General features: G+C 63.3%; 26 protein-coding genes, 1 tRNA gene and 1 pseudogene. 19 read left to right on the forward strand and 9 right to left on the reverse strand.

The genetic code is table 11. The annotated features are described in order from the left end of the window. Positions 1–12: 12 nt before the first annotated feature. The 4 genes and pseudogenes from ACZ5TB_RS09940 to ACZ5TB_RS09955 form a co-directional block, all read right to left on the reverse strand. Positions 13–675 (reverse strand): cell envelope integrity TolA family protein, encoded by a 663-nt coding sequence (locus ACZ5TB_RS09940; RefSeq protein ID WP_464791116.1) that lies wholly within the window; start codon positions 673–675, stop codon positions 13–15. A 21-nt stretch (positions 676–696) separates the two neighbouring features. Beyond that, positions 697–1,095, reverse strand: coding sequence for an HIRAN domain-containing protein (locus tag ACZ5TB_RS09945; RefSeq protein WP_464791117.1), 399 nt, complete (start codon positions 1,093–1,095; stop codon positions 697–699). A 17-nt stretch (positions 1,096–1,112) separates the two neighbouring features. After that, entirely contained in the window at positions 1,113–1,640 is a 528-nt protein-coding gene (locus ACZ5TB_RS09950) for a S24 family peptidase (protein ID WP_464792528.1), read from the reverse strand. A gap of 15 nt (positions 1,641–1,655) precedes the next feature. After that, positions 1,656–1,793: pseudogene (locus ACZ5TB_RS09955) on the reverse strand (helix-turn-helix transcriptional regulator); the annotation flags it as partial. A 65-nt stretch (positions 1,794–1,858) separates the two neighbouring features. On the opposite strand from ACZ5TB_RS09955, the gene ACZ5TB_RS09960 reads away from it, so the two are divergent. From ACZ5TB_RS09960 to ACZ5TB_RS10030, 15 genes are all read left to right on the forward strand, one after another. Beyond that, the gene (locus ACZ5TB_RS09960; RefSeq protein WP_464791118.1) at positions 1,859–2,188 is read left to right on the forward strand and encodes a YdaS family helix-turn-helix protein; all 330 of its coding nucleotides are present in this window, start codon (positions 1,859–1,861) and stop codon (positions 2,186–2,188) included. Further along, positions 2,188–2,430, forward strand: a complete 243-nt coding sequence (locus tag ACZ5TB_RS09965; RefSeq protein WP_464791119.1) for a hypothetical protein — start codon at positions 2,188–2,190, stop codon at positions 2,428–2,430. The genes ACZ5TB_RS09960 and ACZ5TB_RS09965 overlap by 1 nt, the downstream gene beginning before the upstream one ends. 65 nt (positions 2,431–2,495) lie before the next feature. Next, positions 2,496–2,828 (forward strand): hypothetical protein, encoded by a 333-nt coding sequence (locus tag ACZ5TB_RS09970; protein WP_464791120.1) that lies wholly within the window; start codon positions 2,496–2,498, stop codon positions 2,826–2,828. After that, complete coding sequence (locus tag ACZ5TB_RS09975) at positions 2,825–2,998, forward strand: hypothetical protein (protein ID WP_464791121.1); 174 nt, start codon at positions 2,825–2,827, stop codon at positions 2,996–2,998. The genes ACZ5TB_RS09970 and ACZ5TB_RS09975 overlap by 4 nt, the downstream gene beginning before the upstream one ends. Next, positions 2,995–3,222, forward strand: coding sequence for a hypothetical protein (locus tag ACZ5TB_RS09980; RefSeq protein WP_464791122.1), 228 nt, complete (start codon positions 2,995–2,997; stop codon positions 3,220–3,222). The genes ACZ5TB_RS09975 and ACZ5TB_RS09980 overlap by 4 nt, the downstream gene beginning before the upstream one ends. Beyond that, positions 3,219–3,707, forward strand: a complete 489-nt coding sequence (locus ACZ5TB_RS09985) for a hypothetical protein (RefSeq protein WP_464791123.1) — start codon at positions 3,219–3,221, stop codon at positions 3,705–3,707. The genes ACZ5TB_RS09980 and ACZ5TB_RS09985 overlap by 4 nt, the downstream gene beginning before the upstream one ends. A 60-nt stretch (positions 3,708–3,767) precedes the next feature. Next, a complete protein-coding gene (locus ACZ5TB_RS09990; protein ID WP_464791124.1) occupies positions 3,768–4,004 on the forward strand; it encodes an ogr/Delta-like zinc finger family protein in 237 nt (78 codons plus the stop codon). A gap of 97 nt (positions 4,005–4,101) precedes the next feature. Next, positions 4,102–6,813 (forward strand): toprim domain-containing protein, encoded by a 2,712-nt coding sequence (locus tag ACZ5TB_RS09995; protein ID WP_464791125.1) that lies wholly within the window; start codon positions 4,102–4,104, stop codon positions 6,811–6,813. A 14-nt stretch (positions 6,814–6,827) separates the two neighbouring features. Further along, positions 6,828–7,220 carry a DUF2312 domain-containing protein gene (locus ACZ5TB_RS10000; RefSeq protein WP_464791126.1) on the forward strand — a complete coding sequence of 131 codons (393 nt, stop codon included), beginning with the start codon at positions 6,828–6,830 and terminating at the stop codon, positions 7,218–7,220. Continuing rightward, a complete protein-coding gene (locus ACZ5TB_RS10005; RefSeq protein WP_464791127.1) occupies positions 7,220–7,414 on the forward strand; it encodes a hypothetical protein in 195 nt (64 codons plus the stop codon). The genes ACZ5TB_RS10000 and ACZ5TB_RS10005 overlap by 1 nt, the downstream gene beginning before the upstream one ends. Then, positions 7,411–7,878, forward strand: coding sequence for a hypothetical protein (locus ACZ5TB_RS10010; protein WP_464791128.1), 468 nt, complete (start codon positions 7,411–7,413; stop codon positions 7,876–7,878). Before ACZ5TB_RS10005 ends, ACZ5TB_RS10010 begins: the two co-directional genes overlap by 4 nt. Next, positions 7,875–8,318, forward strand: coding sequence for a hypothetical protein (locus tag ACZ5TB_RS10015; protein ID WP_464791129.1), 444 nt, complete (start codon positions 7,875–7,877; stop codon positions 8,316–8,318). Before ACZ5TB_RS10010 ends, ACZ5TB_RS10015 begins: the two co-directional genes overlap by 4 nt. Beyond that, positions 8,315–8,686: a hypothetical protein gene (locus ACZ5TB_RS10020; RefSeq protein ID WP_464791130.1), complete on the forward strand. Its 372-nt coding sequence runs from the start codon at positions 8,315–8,317 to the stop codon at positions 8,684–8,686. Before ACZ5TB_RS10015 ends, ACZ5TB_RS10020 begins: the two co-directional genes overlap by 4 nt. Beyond that, on the forward strand, positions 8,683–9,378 hold the full coding sequence (locus tag ACZ5TB_RS10025; protein WP_464791131.1) for a hypothetical protein: 696 nt from the start codon (positions 8,683–8,685) through the stop codon (positions 9,376–9,378). The genes ACZ5TB_RS10020 and ACZ5TB_RS10025 overlap by 4 nt, the downstream gene beginning before the upstream one ends. After that, on the forward strand, positions 9,375–9,560 hold the full coding sequence (locus tag ACZ5TB_RS10030; RefSeq protein ID WP_464791132.1) for a helix-turn-helix transcriptional regulator: 186 nt from the start codon (positions 9,375–9,377) through the stop codon (positions 9,558–9,560). Before ACZ5TB_RS10025 ends, ACZ5TB_RS10030 begins: the two co-directional genes overlap by 4 nt. A 5-nt stretch (positions 9,561–9,565) precedes the next feature. Here the strand turns inward: ACZ5TB_RS10030 and ACZ5TB_RS10035 are convergent, their stop codons facing one another. Together ACZ5TB_RS10035 and ACZ5TB_RS10040 are read right to left on the reverse strand one after the other, a co-directional pair. Continuing rightward, complete coding sequence (locus ACZ5TB_RS10035; RefSeq protein WP_464791133.1) at positions 9,566–10,930, reverse strand: tyrosine-type recombinase/integrase; 1,365 nt, start codon at positions 10,928–10,930, stop codon at positions 9,566–9,568. Between the two features lie 131 nt (positions 10,931–11,061). After that, positions 11,062–11,151, reverse strand: a tRNA-Ser gene (locus tag ACZ5TB_RS10040). Positions 11,152–11,275: 124 nt separating this feature from the next. On the opposite strand from ACZ5TB_RS10040, the gene hspQ reads away from it, so the two are divergent. From hspQ to ACZ5TB_RS10055, 3 genes are all read left to right on the forward strand, one after another. After that, on the forward strand, positions 11,276–11,647 hold the full coding sequence (gene hspQ, locus ACZ5TB_RS10045; RefSeq protein WP_196224676.1) for a heat shock protein HspQ: 372 nt from the start codon (positions 11,276–11,278) through the stop codon (positions 11,645–11,647). Further along, complete coding sequence (locus tag ACZ5TB_RS10050; RefSeq protein ID WP_464791134.1) at positions 11,604–12,413, forward strand: GDSL-type esterase/lipase family protein; 810 nt, start codon at positions 11,604–11,606, stop codon at positions 12,411–12,413. The genes hspQ and ACZ5TB_RS10050 overlap by 44 nt, the downstream gene beginning before the upstream one ends. Before the next feature lie 105 nt (positions 12,414–12,518). Next, a complete protein-coding gene (locus ACZ5TB_RS10055) occupies positions 12,519–14,456 on the forward strand; it encodes an OPT family oligopeptide transporter (RefSeq protein WP_464792529.1) in 1,938 nt (645 codons plus the stop codon). Between the two features lie 252 nt (positions 14,457–14,708). Here ACZ5TB_RS10055 and ACZ5TB_RS10060 read toward each other — a convergent pair whose 3' ends face one another. From ACZ5TB_RS10060 to queF, 3 genes are all read right to left on the reverse strand, one after another. Beyond that, a complete protein-coding gene (locus tag ACZ5TB_RS10060; protein WP_464791135.1) occupies positions 14,709–17,339 on the reverse strand; it encodes a M1 family metallopeptidase in 2,631 nt (876 codons plus the stop codon). Between the two features lie 89 nt (positions 17,340–17,428). After that, positions 17,429–17,797: an endonuclease domain-containing protein gene (locus ACZ5TB_RS10065; RefSeq protein ID WP_464791136.1), complete on the reverse strand. Its 369-nt coding sequence runs from the start codon at positions 17,795–17,797 to the stop codon at positions 17,429–17,431. 141 nt (positions 17,798–17,938) lie between these two features. Further along, entirely contained in the window at positions 17,939–18,406 is a 468-nt protein-coding gene (queF, locus tag ACZ5TB_RS10070) for a preQ(1) synthase (RefSeq protein ID WP_464778267.1), read from the reverse strand. 53 nt (positions 18,407–18,459) lie between these two features. Here queF and ACZ5TB_RS10075 point away from each other — a divergent pair, with 53 nt between their 5' ends. After that, positions 18,460–19,752, forward strand: a complete 1,293-nt coding sequence (locus ACZ5TB_RS10075) for a hypothetical protein (RefSeq protein WP_464791137.1) — start codon at positions 18,460–18,462, stop codon at positions 19,750–19,752. Positions 19,753–19,931: the final 179 nt, after the last annotated feature.

Genomic DNA, 19,931 nt, shown 5'->3' on the forward strand with positions numbered 1-19,931 from the left:
CAGGTCGCTTGGTCACTCACCAAGTGACGTAACCCGCGCATCGCAGGTTTCGCCATTGACCACCCCCATCGCTACTTGCCTGTTCATGCCGCCGAAACCATTGCGAGCGCCATATTCCATGATGAGCAAGTGCTCGCCCTTCTTGTCAATTTTACCGATCCGGGTCTCGTAATGCTTGAAGCTGTCCGGATCGCGCAGGCGGCTTTCAACCTCCGTAACCATGCTCCGGTTCGATCCATCCCATGAACTAAGGCAGTGCAGGCCCGACGCCCGCTCCGCAGCCTTCTTCTGAGCCGCTTCTGATGCGATGATCGCCTGACGCTTCTCCTCGGCTATGGCTTCCTTCTGGGACCGCTCCGCGTCGGCCTTGGCTTCGACATTCGCCGCCGCCTCCCGCTTCAGTCTAATGGCTTTCTGTTCTGCCGTTTCGGGCATCGACGCACCGAACGCACCAAAGGCAACGACGGATATGACTGTGCCGGTCCAGAAAGCCCGCTTGCCCGTCAGCCCCAATTCAGATCGCTTCTGCCGTGCCCAATTGATCGGGACAACTGCTGCAAGCGCCGCCAAGATCAGGACCAGTGCAACGATGGCCCCCTGACTTGCAGCCCCAATAGCCATCGGCACGAGCATCAAACACCATGCCCAAGCCAGCACCTTCAACAATACCGCCATACCACCCCCCGTTTGGATCACTTAATCGTCAGGCCAGATCTCATCAGGATAGAAATCCGGCTCTGTAGGACTACCGCGATCCACATTTTCATCATGATCTTCAAGCATTGCCTCGGTCAGCACCGGATCCTCACCATCGAATGCCACCCGCACCCAGGCACCGAACTGGGCCGAGCGTTGGAAGACGGCCCGAACTTCCGTGCTTGAAAGAAGCGACCGAATTCGTGGCGATCTATCTGCCTTCACATAACCGATCTGCACTTCGCGGCAGGAATAGACCGCGACCGCATGTACGTCGAATTCGTTCTCCGGCTCCGGTACCAAATCTACCGGCTCGCCGGGCATGCACTCATCGATCTCAATGCGCCGATCAGAACCATCTGCATTTTTGTGTGCTACGCCGACAACCGCCAGCGACATCGACGGTAGTGCCACCGCTACATTCTCCGACCGATCCAGATGACGCGGCCTATCACCCGAAGCTCATCCTCATATGCCTCGATCGGCGAAACGTTGGGATTGTCGCTAAGAAGCTGAAAAATGCCGCTGGCGAGGCGGCGAACGCGCTTGATCGCAACCAAGTCGCCATAGCCCAGCGCCCAAATGCGATCCTGCTTGGTGATGATGCGATCCGATCGGTTCACAATGACATCATCGTCATCAAGGATCGTCGGCATCATGGAATCGCCGTCGCCGCGTGTTAGGATCACGTCGGCTTGGGCACCTCTCGTGATGCGCTCCAGCCAATCCGTTCGATACGGCACAAGCGTCGACGCTACCGGCCCATCGACATAGTTGCCGCCGCCCAATGCGAAACTTAAGTCAACCTCTGGGATAAGCGTCATCCCAAGCTGCTCGGCGATCATCTGGGGCGTCGGAGCAGGTGCCGCGCCCAAAGACGGATCATCGGTTTCACCCGTCAAAAAATCAGACGTCGTTTGAAGGGCGCGGGCGATCTTGTGCATCTGTGAGGATCCAGAGCTAATCCCGGATTCCAATTTGCCGATCGTCGCTTGCGATATCCCTGCCTGCCGCGCGAGCTCGGACTGAGATAGCCCCAATTCCGCCCTTCTCGCGGCAATACGTTCACCTGTGCGCATCCCGCTTAGATATTCCATCAGGAATATTCCGATACCTTCGATTTGCTATTGACGATGTTATTCCAATTGGAATAGGCAGGGGTATGGCAAACGCACTAACCCCTTATGAAGCGCTGCAAATGGCGCTCGACAATGCCGGGTCACAGACCAAGTTCGCGATGATTTGCGGCGTTCGGCAACCCGCCGTGTCTAAGTGGCTCCAATCAGGTAAGCGGCTCCCCGCCGACTATGTTCTGGCCGTTGAGGCCGCCACCCACGTGTCTCGCCATCTTCTTCGCCCTGACCTCTACCCTGTCCCCGATGGTCCCGGAGCCCCAGAGCCCGGCGAGGAATGTGGGCCTATTCTATCGGGAATAAAGAAGGGCGTCGCTTGCGATCGGAAGCCGAAAACGCAACGGAAGGATGTCGCCTGATGTCCTTCGCTAAGAAATTGCAGGCCCGCCTGCTGAACGCGCTTTACGACGCCGCTCACCCGATGAGCGTCACGGAATTGGAAACCCAGCTGCGCGTCACGCGCCGCGATCTTTGGTCCGCAGTTCGCGCCCAGGCAGTGCTTGGCAATGTGCGGAAGGGCCAACCCCTCGAACTCACCGCAGCAGCCCGCGCCGCTATCGCAGCAGGCCGGGCAGCGCACCCGGCGGCAGTCGCCGCCTGACCTGAAATTGGTTGGGCGAGGCTCGCACCCCCGCCCAACCGATCCGCTTGAAAGGACCAAACGGAATGCTTTCCTTCGAGACACAGGCGATCGGGCGCAATGCGCCATCGCAGTCTGATCGCGCAGACCGCCCCGAAAACGGGATAGCCGACACACTGCGCTCCGAACATTCGGGCAAAGGTTCATCATCCCTTTGCGCCGACAACGCCGCACCAACCTATTCGCTCCGGGGCCGCTTCGCCGCGCGCCATACCTTTGTGGTGCCAGAAGGCCTGACCATGCGCGACGAACCGGCCCCGGCGCCGCAGCTGCCGCGTTGGTATAGCGCCGCCGCGTTCCTCATCATCAGCTTCTCAACGCTGTTCGCCATGTGTGCTGTCGGGAGGCCGGGAGCATGAACCTTCGACCCGGCCAAAAGATGGACGCGCAGTCCTGCCGCTATTGCCATGGCACCGGCAGCATCATGATGACCCATGCTTTCGTGCGCGGCTACCGCCAGCGGGTAGGCCGCCGCTGCACCCATATCGTTGGCGATCCCCTCGGGGAGAACGGGAGTGCGCAGGCATGACCGAGCAGCAAGCCCAAGACCCCGCTCCCGTCTTAGGCACAACGATCAGCAGCTATTCGATCCGGCAACCGGCCAAGGTCGAATATCTGCCGCAGCCTGACATAACGGCTCATGAAGTCGCCCGCCTGCTGCCGATCCTACTGCGACTTCAACAGGTGTGGTATCCCGAGGATTACATCCCGGACGATCTCAAGCGCCATTTTAAGATCGAGGCGGCAGCATGACCAAGGTCCGCGCCCCTCTGACCTTCTCCCTCGCCATCACGACGGCCATCGGCCTCATTGGTTGGGATCAGGCCGCCAAGATCACGCGCCGTTCCAAGCGGGCGGTCCGCTATTGGAGCGAGAGCGACAAGGCCAGCATGCCGACCCTCGATCAGGCCATCGCCCTCGATCATGCGTTCATGGAGGCCGGTGGGGCTTATCCCCCGATCCTCGAAAGTTACGCGCGGCAGCTGGACGTTGCGCTGTCGAACACCATGGCCTGTCGGCAGGCGTTGGCCGACGACATCGCCCAGGCATCGCTGGAGACGGCGGACGCGATCAGCAGCAGCATCCACGCGATGCAGCCCGGCGCGTCTCCCACAGAGATCCATCACGCCATCAAGGAGACCGAGGAAGCGAGCGGGTCGATGAACCGGCTGCTGACCCGTCTCAGGTCATTCCTGCCTGGCAATAGTGCCGCGCAGGGTAAACTGGGGGAAAGCTGAATGTCGGGTCTGCCACATGTCACTTGTCCGGCCTGCGGGGGCCGTGCCCATTCTCGGGCTGTGGGCAAGATTAGCACGCTCTTTCGGGAGCTTTATTATCGCTGCCGCAATCCTGACGCCTGCGGGCATGAATTTGTTGTCGAGATGGTTGCGGTGCGCAGCACGAAGGCGAGCCGCTTTCCCAGCCCGCTGGCCGTGCTGCCAATGACCACATGGCACGCCGCCGCGAACGACCGCGCCGATAATGATAACGGTCCGCCGAGCGAGCCTGCCGATGCCGTAGCCACCCAGACTTAGCCGCTCGGCCTAGCCGACACGATCCCGACGAACAGAACCCAGCCCCGGCGCACCCCATCGCCGGGAACGGTCCCTTATTGCCTGAGAACCTGTCCCCATGCGTGAAGACATACTGCGCGAAGTCACAGCCCGCCTGATCAAAGACTATAATCTCCGCGAGCGTGGCGGCTTCCTGCGCGAGGGGAAGTGCCCCCAATGCAACGACAAAAAGGCGCTGTGGACGCCAGCAGGCCATCCTTGGGTGCTTCGCTGTGGCCGCGTCGAGAAATGCGGATGGGAGGGTGAAACCAAGTCGCTCTACCCGGAAATTTTCGATGACTGGTCGAAGCGCTACAAGCGGTCGCCAGAAAAGCCGAACGCTGCGGCGGACGCCTATCTGATCGCCGCGCGCGGCCTCGATATCGCCCCGCTCAAGGGCGCCTATACGCAGGAGCGCTATCACGATGAGGATCTGAACATCGGGTCGGCCACCGTGCGTTTCCCGATGCCCGGCGGCGGCTATTGGCAGCGCCTGATAGATCAGCCCCATCGCTTCGGCGACAAGAAGGCCACCTTTTCCTATGGCGGCGGCTATCGCGGGCAGGTTTGGACCTACCCCGGCGACACCATCGAGACGCTGGCCCGCGCGAAGGAAATCTGGATCGCGGAAGGCATATTCGACGCCATCGCCCTGCGTCAGAATGACATAGTGGCTGTGTCGGCCATGTCCTGCAACAACTTCCCCAAGCAGTTCCTGGCTGATCTGCGCAAAGCTATCGGCGACGATCCAGAAGCCGGGGCCGGGCCGCGCCTGATCTTCGCCTATGATCAGGGGGCCGCCGGTGTCGAATATACGATTTCGCACGTTGCCGAGGCCCGCAAGGCTGGCTGGATCGCGGGCGCGGCGCAGGTCAAAATGGATGGCGAGGGCGAAAAGCGGGACTGGAACGACCTGCACCAAGCCGATCGGCTCAAGCCCCAGCACATAGAGGAATATCGCTGGGCGGGCGACGTAACGATCGCCGCCACAGCCGACGAAAAGGCGTTCCTGATCTACAAGCGGTTCAAGACCGCATCATTCCCCCTGATCTTCAACCAGCGCCAGCTGTGGGCGTCATTCTCGCTGGAGCGGATCGAAAGTATCCTTGAAGGGCTGCGCGAGACGGATCCGTCGATCCGCGACCTTCCCTATGAGGAACAATGGGAAAAGGCCGCCCGACAGGCCGCCGACATCACCGAACTGGCGAATTGCACCTTCCGCACCCTCTATTTCCAGAAGGACGCCTATCTGGAGGAAGGGGCCTATTTCCTCCGCATCGACTTCCCCCGCATGAAGGGACAGCCGCGCCGCGAGCCCGTGAAGGCCACCTTTTCTGGCGCGAACCTGTCCGCCGGTGCCGAGTTCAAAAAGCGCCTGTCGTCGGTCGCCCCCGGCGCGCAGTGGACTGGCGCGACCGGCCATCTGGACAAGCTGATGCAGCGGCAATGGGCAACCATCCGCATGGTCGAGGCGATCCAGTTCACCGGCTATTCCATCGACCATGAAGCCTATCTGCTGGGCGACATCGGCGTCAGCAACGGCAAGGTCGAGAAGGTCAACAAGGACGACTATTTCGTCTTCTCGCGCAAGGCGGTGAAGCTGCGCACAGCGGATCGGCTGCTCAAGATCAACTATGACGCGGACCGCCTCAATCTCGATTGGGTGCAGCCGGTTTATGAGGCCTGGGGTCCAAAGGGCTATGTCACACTGACATTCTGGGTGCTGTCCCTGTTCGCCGAGCAGGTCCGCGCCATGCAGGAATCGCTGGGCTTCCTTGAAGTGACCGGCCCTCCCGGCACCGGCAAGACCACCCTGATCGCATTCCTGTGGAAGCTGATGGGCCGCGTCGGCAACTATGAAGGCTTCGATCCGACCAAGGCGACAAATGCCGGTATCGCCCGCACGCTGGGGCAGGTCGGCAACCTGCCTGTCGTGCTGATCGAAGGCGACCGCACGCAAGACACCCCGCACAGCCGCCGGTTCGAGTGGGACGAACTCAAGACCGCCTATAACGGGCGCGCAGTCCGCACCCGCGCCATCGCCAACGGCGGCATGGAGACATTCGAGCCGCCTTTCCGGGGGGCCATCGCCATCGTGCAGAATGATCCGGTCGAGGCATCCCCGGCCATGCGCGAACGCATCATGGGCCTGACGATCGACAAGTCGAATTGGGGGGCGCACACCCGCACCGCTGCCGAGAAGATCAGCCGGTTCGAGCGCGACGACGTGTCTGGCTTCATCGTCCACATCGTCCGCAACGAAGCAAAGATCCTTGAATGCTACCGGGAGCGCTTCGCCCAGCATTATGAGGCGATGCTCAAGCAGCCCGGCGTCCGCAACGACCGCTTGGCAAAGAACCATGCGCAGCTGGCCGCCATGTTCGACGCCATGCAGATCGTGGTGCGCAACGTGCCGAGATCCGCGGCTGATGCCACGCACGATTTCATCCGGGAAATGCTGACCGAACGGCAGCGCCTGGTCGAACATGATCATCCCCATGTCGAGCTATTCTGGGAGCGCTTCGATTGGATCGCGGCGCAGGAATCCGACACGACGGACCGGCCCATTGATCACAGCCGCACCAATGACGTCTTCGCGATCAACCTTGTCCAGTTCGAGCAGAAATGCGGCGATCTGCGGCTGTCTCTCCCCCCGATGAATGAACTCAAGCGGCTGCTGAAATCCAGCAAGGCGCGGAAGTTCATCGCTCACAAGCCGGTCAATTCCCGCACCGGAAAGACCGTCAACTGCTGGGTCTTCAACCGGCCCGACAACACCCCCACCGCATGAACAGGAAGGCAATCATGCAGGCTCAATCTGTAGAATCCCACGCGCCCCTGATGCGCATGGCCGCCGTGCCCGATGGCAAGGGCGGCGTCGTCCACAAGCTAGTTCCCGCCGCCGCAGAGCCGGTCCGCAAGGGCAAGAAAAAGCGGCACGTTCCCGATCCGATCAAGGCCAATCCCGACGCCGCCGCCCAGCAGCTGCGCCAGCTGATCGAGCGGATCGAGGGCATCGACGCCGAGATTCTTGGCATGCAGGAAGATCGCCGCGACGTTTTCCTTGAGGGCAAGTCGCTCGGCTTCGACGCCAAGGGAATGAAGGCCATCCTCGATCGCCGGAAGAAAAGCCGCGACGTGCTGATGGAAGAAGAGGCGATCTTCGAAACCTACAAGACCGCGCTGGGGCTCGACTGATGGGCCGCCGGTCTCCGTCCATCCATCCCATCGGCTGCAGCTGTGATTCCTGCGCCCCCGGTGGATCCAGCAACCGCCGCACCGGACTGGCGATCAAGGGCGCAATCCGCGCGCTTTTCCTGATCGCGGCCCTGTTCGCCATCCCCTTCATCATCGCCCACGCATTGGCCAGCGCCAAGGGAGAAAACCGTTGAACATGATCCCTACCTTCGCCCGCTTCACCTTCATCTGTGCCGACTGCGGCACCCAGCACAACAGCATGACACAGGAAATCCCCAAGGGCTGGGCTTTGGTCGCCATGGACTGTTCCGGTGCGCCCTTCGTCCGCTGCCCCGACTGCGCCGCCAGCGCCGATCAGGCCCAGCATGATCGCATGACGGACTTCATGACCAACATGCATCCGCCGCAGCCCGTGCCGCCCAGCAGGTTGACACTGGACGAACATACGGCCCTGACCTTCTTGGCAGAAGGCGCGCGCGCGATGACGTGGCCGATCGCCAACGCCTGCGGCCTGATCGCCGGGGGCCGGTGCCTTCCGCAAGCGCGCAACATGCTGCGCCGCCTCGAACGCTGGGGCCTGATCGCTCGAAACAAGGTGATGGGCCATCACACCAGCTGGTCCATCACCGAGGCGGGCAGGAAAGCGGTGCAGCCATGACAGCCGCGCCGTGGGCCATGACCACGGATGAGCATTGGGCGGCGATCGTCGCGGTTTGCGAAAGCCGCGACGCGTCATGGGCCGAAGAGATCCGCAAGGCGGGCAATGGCGACAAACGCTGGCGCCTTACCGAGGCCCGCAACGCCGACATGGCGCAGTGGCATATCCTCGCCGTGCTGATCGCCCGCAAGCTGGGGATCCCGACGCTGATCCGCGAGGAACTGACCGGCGTCGGGCGGCCACCCAATCCGACCGATCGGGAAGGCTGGCTTGGCATCGTCGCCACCGCGCGCCGCGCGCTCGACAAGGCCGTCGATGGCACCCCGCACTACCGCAACCTCTACGCCATTTGGCGCTGGGCGCACCTTTACGTGCAGGTCTGGGCAATCCCCCTGATCGAACTCCGCGCCGGGAACATCCAACAAAGGAACGCCGCATGATGCAGGAACTCACCTATTCGGCAATCCAAAATCCGCCCTTCAACCTTGTCTTTCCGGGATCGGGCAAGGAAGCGTTGCGCATCACTCACGGCGGCGAACTGATCTTTGCCGACGCGGGCGACGCCGCCCAAGCTCTGCTACGGGAATGGAAGCGGCTGCGCGCGGCTGATCAGGCTGATGACACGACGGCCCGCTTTCGTCGCGCACTGGAGGCTATTCAGCAAAAGATTATCGATGGTCAGGTCTGCGATGACGTGGCGTGGTTCGACAAATTCACCACCCTTCACGACTTCATAGACGAAGTCCTGCACCCGTCGCCGCCTCCAGTGATCGCTGACCTGTTTTCCGGCGGGGAATCTGCGGCATGAGCGGCGAACTGACAGCGCGCCCGAAGGGCAGCACCCGCCATCCTTGGGATTGGTATGTGGAGGAAAAGTGGGTGACGCACCGCCTGCTCGACATGATCGCCCTGGAATCGGACGTCACCTATCTGGATCCCTGCTGCGGCCAGCTGCATATCCCGGAGGCGCTGGCCGAACGCGGCTTCAACGCCTATGGCACGGACCTATTCGACCGCGCCGCCGGGCACAGGCTGTTCATGGGCGAACATGACCTGCTCGGCGACCAGCGCCATCTGCTGGAAGCGGGCGGCGGCCTGTCGATCATCTTCAATCCGCCCTTCTCTTTCCAGAATGGCCGCCTTGTGCGGGGGCTGGCGGAAAAGTGCATCCGCCGCGCCCTGTCGATCGCCACGCACAAGGTCTGCGCCCTGCTGCCCCTGAAATGGCTCGCCAGCGAAGGGCGGTACCGGCTTTTCACGGACGAGACGCCGATCGGCGTGTGGATCCTGACGGAGCGGCCTTCTATGCCCCCCGGCGACCAGGTCGCAGAGATGCTCGATCGAGCCTACAAGCACGGGAAGATCGACTATATGTGGGTGGTGTGGGACAAGCGCCGCGCCCCCATGACTGACTTCCAAGGTCGGCCATTCGCCCCGACCTTCTGGATACCACCCCGCGAGAAGATCGCGGGCACAGCGGAAAGGAAACTGGCGGCATGATCGCCCAGCACCATGAACGATTTCTGAGGATAGGCGACGTCATCGCCCGCACGGCGCTTTCCCGCTCCTACATCTATGTCTTGATCGGTCGCAATGACTTCCCTGCGCCGAGAAATCTCGGTCCGCGCTGTTCCCGATGGATCGAAAGCGAAGTGGATGCGTGGATCGCCAAGCGCGCCTAACCCTCTCAACCGGGCCTCCCCGGCCCGGTTGCAGCCCATCGGATCGGCTGTCCGATGTGGATTTGAGGCGGCCACATGTCCGCCAGCAGAATATCCGCCCACTCACAGGCCAACTCCCGCCGCCGGGGCATATAGGCGGCCCGGTTATAGTCGCCCTCGGATCCTGATACCCCCTGCGGCACATGGGCAAGCATCAGGTCGATGATCGCCCGATCAGGGGAAGCGCCGGTGTGTCCGCTCTCCCGCCATTGCCGCTCCACACGCTCATTCATGATGGTGGAGAATGCGGATCGAAACCCGTGGGGCACATGACGCTGATGATAGCCCGCCCTGATCAGCAGCGCGCGCAGCGTGTTTTCGCTCATCGGCTTATGCGGATGCCGGTCAGTTGGAAACACCAGCTCTAAATCTCCGGTCAGGGGACGCATCGCATTGATGACCGCCACGGCCTGCGGCGCGAGCGGCACAAGATGGTCCCCCTCCGTCTCAGCCTTCCGATCCTTGTCGCCTTTCATCCGATGCGCCGGGATGCGCCAAAGCGGGTCCGGCCCATCCAGATCCTCGAACTCCATCCAGCGCGCATTGTGCAGTTCGTTCGGGCGAACAGCCGTCAGGGCGATCAGCCGCAATGCCAGTTTGGTCGGCGCGCGGCAGCGCTCCGCATCGCAGTTGATGATCAGCTGGCGAAGGTCGATCAGCGTGGTGACTGCTGGCTGTGGCTTCGCCTTCGGCTTCTTGGGCAATGCTATGGACAGGCTGGCCGCAGGGTCCGCTGACGCCCGCCCTGTGGCGATGGCATAGACGAATATGGCGCTGATCCGCTGTCGCGTCCGGTGCGCCGTCTCGACGGCCCCGCGCTCGGCGATGCCGCGCAGCAGCTGAAACACTCGCGGCGCGTCAATCGTGACGATCGGCATCGGCCCGATCTGGGCGAAAACCTCATTTACCAGATTGTCCAGCACGTCCTTCGCATGGACCTTCGACCATCGCCCCTTTTGCAGATCGTGCCACTCTCGCCCGATGGCCTCAAAAGTCGGCCTCGGGTCTTCCGCCGGGGCGGCTCGTTGAAACAGATCTTCTGGCCTCGGCTCGCTGCCCTTTGCCAGCAGCGCTTTGGCGACGTCGCGCGCGTCACGCGCATCCTTCAATGAGATCGCCGGATAGCTGCCGATCGTCAGCGTCTTCTGCACCGGATTGCCCTGGGCATTGCGCCCGAACTGGTAATTCATCCGCCATGTGCGGCCACCGGCGGTCGAAACATGCAGGTAAAGCTGGCCGCCATCCGTCAGCTTGTAGGCTTTCGCTTCCGCCCGCGCGTTCCGCACCTTCGCGTCCGTCAGCGCGCCCATACCATATTCCCCGAATCGCATACCATAGAACAAGCCATATGCCAGACAGGCTGCATGAGAACAAACGAGGACCGTAGTGGACGAACTGCACGCGCGAAAAGCCCGGAAATCCGGGCGTTATGGGCGCAAGTGGCGATAAGGGGAAAGAGTGTTGGCGGAGAGGGAGGGATTCGAACCCTCGGTACCGTTTCCGGCACGCCGCATTTCGAGTGCGGTGCATTCGACCACTCTGCCACCTCTCCGCAGAAGGTCCAGCATGTGCCGTCCCGGTCGAGCGGCGGCCATTAGCGAATGATGACCGGCTTGCCAAGCGGCCCGCACCGTATTTTTCTTGTAACACTCGCCGCGCACCCTAAATTGCTTTTCATGACCGACACCACTGCAATCTTCGGCGCCGATGTCAGCGCGCCACCTGTTGTCCACGCGCATTTCAGCATCGGCGATGTCGTAAAGCATCGCCTTTTCGCCTTCCGTGGCGTGGTGTTCGACATCGATCCCGTCTTCGCCAACAGCGAGGAATGGTATCAGGCGATTCCCGAACAATCCCGGCCGGACAAGCATCAGCCCTTCTACCATCTGCTCGCCGAAAATGGCGAAACCAGCTATGTCGCTTATGTCAGCCAGCAGAATCTGATGGCCGACGACAGCGGGGAGCCGGTGGATCATCCGGCGATCGCGGGGATGTTCGGGACCTATGCCAACGGCAAATATCAACTGCGCCCGCTCCATCGCCATTAAGGCGCCGTCCCGCGCACGGGCATGGTGGCGGGTCGCCGCCGCCCTCGCGCTGCTGCCCGGCCTCGCCGGAATCGCGGCTGCGCAGGCACCGACCGAGCGCTCCGCGCAAGAGCCCCGGATCAACGCCGATCCCACTTTTCCCTTCGCCAATGAAGTCGCCGCCTTCGCCAAGGCGAATGATAGGGACAGCGGCGCCCCCGGTGCCATCCTCTTCCTCGGCAGCTCCAGCATCCGGCTGTGGGATACACACGCAGGCTTCCCCGACAGAAGCACCGTCAATCGCGGTTTCGGCGGAGCGACGACGCCCGATGTCCTGCATCACTATGCCCGGCTCTTCCCCAAGGCCGCGCCCCGATCGCTACTCGTCTATATCGGCGAGAATGACCTTGCAGCCGGAGCCACCCCCGACACCGTCGCGCGCAACATATTGACGCTGCTGAAGAAGTTGCGCGCCGATTATCCCAAGGCGCGCATCGCCTATCTGTCGCTCAAACCCTCGCCCATCCGATGGACGCTCTGGCCGAAAATGGCGGCGGTCAACATGACCGTGGCGGCGCGCAGCCGGGTCAGCGGTTTTGAATATCTCGATGTCGGTAGCAGCCTGCTCGCCCATGACGGCCTGCCCGACGCGTCACTGTTCGGTTCGGACGGGCTGCACATGAACCCGCGCGGGTACAGCCACTGGAACAAGTTGGTCGATGGTTGGCTCGACCGGACGGAGATGGCGGCAGCACCGGCATCGCGTTCGGCATCACTTTCCAATTGATCCACGGCCAAGCAACATTATTACCATACATCTGTAAAACACACCCAAAGGGGGACGATGCTGGTGACCACTGATTCGGCCAAGGCCCTGCCCATGCCCGCTCCCATGGCGGAACTGACGCTTCGCGGCGTCATATTGGGTGCGCTCATCACTCTGCTGTTCACGGCGGCCAACGTCTATCTGGGGCTGAAGATCGGCCTTACCTTCGCGACCTCCATCCCCGCCGCCGTCATCTCCATGGCGGTGCTGCGCCTGTTCGCGACCGGCACCATCCTTGAAAACAACATTGTCCAGACCATCGCGTCGGCGGCGGGCACGCTGTCGGCGATCATCTTCGTGCTTCCCGGCCTTGTCATCATTGGCTGGTGGCAGGGTTTTCCCTACTGGCTGTCCGTTTTCACCATCGCGCTCGGCGGCATATTGGGCGTCATGTATTCCGTGCCGCTCCGCCGCGCGCTCGTCACCGGCTCCGACCTCCCCTACCCCGAGGGCGTCGCCGCCGCCGAAGTGTTGAAGGTCGGCGCAGGCTCCCGCGAAGGACTGGAGGAAAACAAGCGCGGCCTCTCTGCCATCCTCATCAGCGCCCTCGCCGCCGCCGCCTTCTCCGTCACCGCCAAGACGAAGCTGATCGCCGAAGAGGCCGCCACCTTCTTCAAATTCGGCGCAGGCGCCACATCTGTCTCAACCAGCTTTTCCATGGCGCTGATCGGCGTCGGCCATCTGGTCGGCCTGTCGGTCGGCGTCGCGATGTTCGTCGGCCTGCTGATCAGTTGGGTCGGCCTCGTCCCCTGGCTCACCGCGCCCCTGCCAGCCGGAGCCGACATTGCCGAAGTCGTCGGCACCACCTTCCGCATGAAAGCGCGCTTCATCGGCGCGGGCACGATCGGCGTCGCGGCGATCTGGACCCTCCTCAAGATATTGGGGCCAATCATCAGCGGCATCCGCTCCGCCATCGCGGCAGCACAGCGGCGCAAGGCTGGCGACGGCGCCCTGCTCGAACTTACCGAGCGCGACCTGCCGATCGGCATCGTCGGCGGCACCATCCTCGCCTCGCTCGCGCCCATAGCCGTGCTGCTCTGGTACTTCGCGCAAGGCGGCCCGATCGCCCTCAACCCCGTGCCCATCCTCATCCTGACGCTCGCCTATATCCTCGTCGCGGGCATCGTCATCGCGTCGGTCTGCGGTTATATGGCGGGCCTGATCGGCGCGTCGAACAGCCCGATCTCCGGCGTCGGCATCCTCGCCGTGCTGGGCGCTTCCCTGATCCTCGCCGCCATCTACGGCTCGGGCGGCGATCCGAAACAGTCTCAAGCCCTCATCGCCTACGCCCTGTTCGTCACCGCCATCGTGTTCGGCATCGCCACCATTTCCAACGACAATCTTCAGGACCTCAAGACCGGCCAACTGGTCGGCGCGACCCCCTGGAAGCAGCAGTTCGCCCTTGTACTCGGCGTCATCTTCGGCGCCCTCGTCATTCCGCCAGTGCTCGATCTCCTCAACAGCGCCTTCGGCTTCGCAGGCGCTCCGGGAGCCAAGGCGACCGCCCTGCCCGCACCCCAGGCTGCGCTCATCTCGGCACTGGCAAAAGGCGTGCTGGGCGGCGATCTCGACTGGGGCTTGATCGGCACAGGCGCGCTGATCGGCGCCGTGGTCGTCGCCATCGACGAACTGCTCGGCAAGGCAGGCAAGCTCCGCCTGCCCCCGCTCGCGGTCGGCATGGGCATCTACCTGCCGATGGCGCTCACCCTGCTGATCCCGGTCGGCGCGGTGATCGGCCACCTCTACAATCGCTGGGCGCGCCGCCAATCCAACCCCGACTTCGCCGAGCGCATGGGCGTGCTGATGGCGACCGGCTTCATCGTGGGCGAAAGCCTGTTCGGCGTCGCCTTCGCAGGCATCGTGGCGGCGACGAACAGCGACGCCCCACTCGCGCTGGTGGCGGAGAATGCGTTCGCCGTGCCGCTCGCGCTGCTGATCTTCGCGGCGGTGATCGCGGCACTCTATGCGCGACTGCGGCACTGGGCGAGCGCACCGCTTGGTTGAAGGTGAGGGTGAACTATTTCGACCAAAATCAGACGTTCCCCTCCCGCAGGCGGGAGGGGCTAGGGGTGGGCGCGAGCGGAGCGAGCTTCCGGGCAAGCCTTGGAATGAACTTCACTAAAGTTGCGCTAGCCCACCCCCTAACCCCCTCCCGCCTACGGGAGGGGGAATGACCGCCTTCTACCCAAAACGGCCGCCGCCCTCCAGCCCACAAGCAATGAAAAGGGGCGGCAAATCACTCCACCGCCCCTCCAATCACCTCTTGGCAAACCAGGCCGTCAGCGCAGGCTTCAACCGAGCCCGCGTCTCGATCCGCGTCCTGATGGCGGAGATCGACCGATCCACCACCTTGCGCGATTCCGGCGTCAGATACTGGTTCGCATAGGCGTCCAGCTTCGCCGCCATCGCCGGATCAGCCGACCCGCCGCCCAACCGCGCGATCGCCTGGGACCGTGCCGACACATCGATCAGCGCCTCATATTGCTGCCGATGCGCCAACACATAATCCACCGCCAGCATCGGATGCTCCCCACCCACGGAGGAGATGATCGCCGCGCTGGTCGTCTTGCCCGGCTCATCCGTCATGGCAAGGTCGAGCGCCTTGCGCCCCAACGCCTCATCCTTCGCCGCGCCCAGCAGCGCGAACAGCGTGCTCCGGTCCAGCGCGCTCGTCGCACCGTTGGCCATCGCCCGCAACTTGTTCCATGTCGCCGCATCGGCATTCTGCGCGATGATGCGCAGCCACACATTGCGCAGCGGCCCTTCCATCAACGCAGGCTCGGCAAAGCGCCGCCGCGCCTCCGCCAGCACCGCCTTGTCCCCCATCTTGCCCAGCGTCGAAACAAGCGCCGACCGCAGCACCGGCACCTGTGCGCCCTCGCCGGGTTTCGCGTCAATGCCAACGCTTTTCAGCACCGGCCCCAGCTTGCGCGAGGCATAGGCCGCAACCCGCGCCTGCGCTGCCCGGTCGCCCTCCAGCATCGTGTAAGCGCTGTCGATATAGTCCGGCACCTCCGCCAGCACCGCCGGACTCGCCTTGGCGGGCACCGCGTCCACCATGTCCAGCGCCAGCCCGATCGGCTGATAACCGCCCAGCCCCAGCTGGAAATTATCCGCCATCAGTCCGATCTGGTCCATCGACGACAGCCGGGTAAAGCCCGCCGCCAGCGCCTTCACATTCGCCTGCGGATAAAGCGAGCGATAATAGCCCGTCTGCCCCGCATTGATCACATAGGCTCCGCACCCCGGCAGCGTGACCGAAGCCGTGCCATTCAAAATCAACCGCTGCGGCGCCCCGCCAATCGTCTGCGCCATCACCGGCACATTCCAGCGGAGCGGCGCCTTGTCCTTGCGATCCCGGCTGAACTCGCCCTGCGACAGCGCAAGCACGGTCGATCCGCCCTGGCACTGCGCGCTCTCCACCTTCACCAGCGGAATGCCCGGCTGACTGGTAAAGTCATGCGCGATGCCGACCAGCCCCTTGGCCCCCGCGCCCTCGACGGCCTTCCACAGATCGTCGGTCACGGTGTTCCCATAGGCATGCGCCTTCATGTAGCCGCGAATCCCCTCGCGCCACACATCCTCGCCCGCATAGCCTTCCAGCATGGTGATGACCGCCTCACCCTTTTCATAGGTAATGTCGTCGAACGCCTGGTTGACCTCCTCCACGGTGCGGATCTTCTGCACCACCGGATGGGTCGTCGCCAGCGCGTCAAGCGCCATCGCCCGCTCGCGCCCGCCGACACGCGTCAGCAGCATTTCCCAATCCGGTTGCAACTTATCCGTGACCTTGGTCGCCATCCAGCTGGCAAAGCCCTCATTCAGCCACAGATCGTCCCACCAGGCCATGGTGACGAGATCGCCAAACCATTGATGCGCCATTTCATGCGCGACGATCGAGTAAATGGTCCGCTTCGTCCCTTCCGACGTGAATTTCGGATCGACCAGCAGCGCCCGCTCAAAGGTGAAGATCGCCCCCCAATTCTCCATCGCGGAGAAGAACTGGCTCTGTCCCGGCCCCGCGACATTATCCAGCTTGGGCAGCGGAAAAGGCACGCCGAAATAGTCGTTATACCAGGGCAGGATCGCCGCCGACGCATCCAGCGCCAGCTGCGCCTTGCCCGTATTGCCCTTGCCGGTGATGACGCCCACCTCGGTGGCGCCCGCCATCTTCGTCGCGCGCTCCAACTCGCCGAGGCCAAAGAACAGCAGATAGGATGACATTTTCGGCGAAGTGCCGAACGTCACCCGCGTCCTGCCACCGCCCAGATCCTGCGACGCCTTGACCGGCATGTTGCTGACCGCCAGCTGCCCGGTCGGCACGATCGCGGAAAGATCGAACGTCGCCTTATAGCTCGGCTCGTCAAAGCTCGGCACGAACCGCCGCGCATCGGGCGCCTCGAACTGGGTGAACAGCGCGCGCTTCTGCGCGCCCGCATTGTCCTTGTAATCCAGCGCGAACATCCCGTTCGCCTGCGTGTTGATGACGCCGCCATAGGCAATGTCCAGCTTGTAGGCGCCCGGATGCACCGGCTTGCCAAAATCCAGCGTCACCGTCTGCGCATTCGCATCGATCTTCGCGGCACCCACCATCGCCTTGCCCTGGACAGGCGTCAGCGTGACACTGCCAATGCTAAGGTCAGCCGCATTCAACACCAGGACCGGCATCGCCTGCGCGACATTCAGGTCGACCGTGACCTTGCCCGTGAACTTCAGGTTCGCCGCATCCGGCACCACTTCGATGGCATAATGGCTGGGCGCCGCACCCCGCGGCAACTGCGTCGTGATCCCCGGCGCAGGCCCGGCGGGCGTTTGGGCCACGGCGGGCTGAACAAGGGCAAGCGGCGCAGCCGCCAGCAACAGGGACGATAGCTTGGAAAAGGACATCAGGTTCGCAACTCCGACACGTTGAGAACGGCACGGCCCGGACGGCCATTGCCACGACAGCTGCGGGATCGAACCTTTCTCGCCTGCGGTCAAGCGGTTGGCTGATTTTTGTTGTTCGTTTGTTTAACAGGGAGGGCTTGCCGGATGCTCTCGAACACACCATCGAGATTCTCGATGACCTCATGATTCCAGAAGCGGATCACCGAGTAACCCTGTCCCTCCAGAAAGCGCGTACGCGACAGGTCAGCCTCATCGCCGTGCTGGCCTCCATCGACTTCCACGATCAGGCGATGCTCTGCACAAAGCAGATCAACGATGTAGCGACCGATCGTTGCCTGCCGACGGAACTTGAACCCGTCCAACTGTCGATTGCGCAAAGCGGCCCAGAGTCTCTTCTCACACTCCGTCGCATTCCGCCGCAGCGTCGATGCATTGGGATTGGTGCGCCGTACCCCCATAGCTCGCCCCACCCTCACCCAACCCTCTCCCGCCAGCGGGAGAGGGCTTTCACCTCCTTCTCCCGCTGGCGGGAGAAGGATACGCAGCCTTGCCGACAAAGTCGGCTAGGCGAAGTTGGATGAGGGTGGATGAGAGCAACCTCAACCCCGCCCCCGATACCCCGGCACATCCTGCGCAGGCAGCCAAAGCCCGGCAGGCGGCTCACCCGACTGCCAGAACACATCGATCGGAATCCCCCCGCGCGGATACCAATATCCGCCAATCCGCAACCACAAAGGCTGCATCTCGGCAAACAGCCGCTCGCCAATCCCCACCGTGCAATCCTCATGGAAAGCAGCATGGTTGCGAAACGCCCCCAGAAACAGCTTCAACGACTTCGATTCGACGATCGTCGCGGCGGGCGCATAGTCGATCACCAGATGGGCGAAGTCGGGCTGCCCCGTCACCGGGCAGAGCGAGGTAAATTCCGGCGCCGTAAAGCGCACCAGATAGGGCTTCCCCGGACGAGGGTTAGGCACATAATCGAGAACCGCCTCCTCTGGGCTCGCAGGCAGCGCACTGCTCTGCCCCAGATGGATCGGCGTCATGCTTTGGGGTATATCGGTCATGACCGGCCATCTACGCCATTGCACGCCTAATGTCACCGCAACCTGATCCCGCCATGCCATTCACCTCCCGTTCAGCGTCATCATTGCCTTGGCTGCATGCCATGGGGATGCGTCCTGCCATCTTGATCGCCTTGCCGCTGCTCCTGGCCACGCCTTCGCTCGCGCAGGAACAAGGCGGCAGTGATCCCGTCTTCACCCTGCCGCGCACGTCCCAGCCGCCTGCCGATCCCAGCAGACAAGGCCCGGAACTGGACGTATTTCGCGGGGCGCCGGTGACGCCGCCAGCCAGCACGCCTGTCATCACTCCGCCTCCACCAGTCGTCGCGCAGCCGCAGCCCCAACCCGCAGCCCCAGTCCAGCCGCAGCGCCCCGCCACAACAGCGCCACGCCCGGCCCCCGCTGAACCTACCGCCCCCGCCCGCGAGCCTGAAGGCAGCAGCGCCGCGCCCCAGCCTTCGGCTCCGCAATCCCCGGCACCCCAGTCCCCGGCACCGCAGCTCGCGCCATCAGAGCCCGCACCGCAAGCCGCCCCTCCCGCAGCGCCCGCCACTCCCGCCGCCGAACCCCCGCTCCGCGCGCCTGCCGACGCCTCTTCCTGGGGTTGGATCGCTGGCGCCATCGCGCTCCTCGCCGCAGCGCTCGCCGTCGCCTGGCTCTTCCTGCGCCGCCGTCCCGAAGAAGAGCCGCAACCGTATGAAGCGCCGGAGGCCGCGCCAACGCCTCCGCCTCCCGTGGCCAAGCCAGCAACCACAAAGCCAGTTCCTGTACCCCCCGCGCCAAAGCCCAAGGCGCCACCTCCCGCACCCGCCGCGGCAACCGCCGAGCGGCCATGGATCGACCTGACGCTGGAAGTCCGCAGCGCCCGTCTGTCGTTGATGGGCGCCACCATCGGCTACGCTCTGACCCTCCACAATCGCGGCAAACGCAGCGCGGACGACATTCTGATCCGCACCTTCATGGCCAATGCGGACGCCAACCAGCAGGCGCAGCTACAGCAGTTCTTCGCCGGAACCGTGGGCCTGCCCGCTCATTCCGCCGTCTCGCTTGCCCCAGGACAGAGCTACAGCCTGACAGGCGAGCTACGCCTCCTGCCCGACCAGATCACCCCCCTGCAGATGGGCGATCGCGCGCTGCTCATCCCGCTCGTCGCCTTCGACGCGCAATATCGCTGGTCCGACGAACCGGATGGCGCTCCTGTCGGATCAGGCCGCACCGGCCGCGCCTTCATCGTCGGACAGGAAAAAACCCCGCCCGCCGATCGCCTCGCCCCCTTCCGCGTCGATCAGGGGCCACGCCAGTTCCGCACCCCCGGCAGCCGCGCCACCGCGCTCGAACTGGCGAGCTGAGTATCCCCAAAGCCCCCTACACACCTCGTTATCCCAGCGCAGGCTGGGATCTCAGGCCAGTTCACGCCACCCCTCCCGAGATTCCAGCTTCCGCTGGAATGACGACCTAACAATAGGGGGAGACGAATAGCCCAACACCCTTCCCACACCCCCATCACCCGCCTAAAAAGGTCGCCACG

It is taken from the genome of Sphingobium sp. TomTYG74 (genome assembly GCF_055393875.1).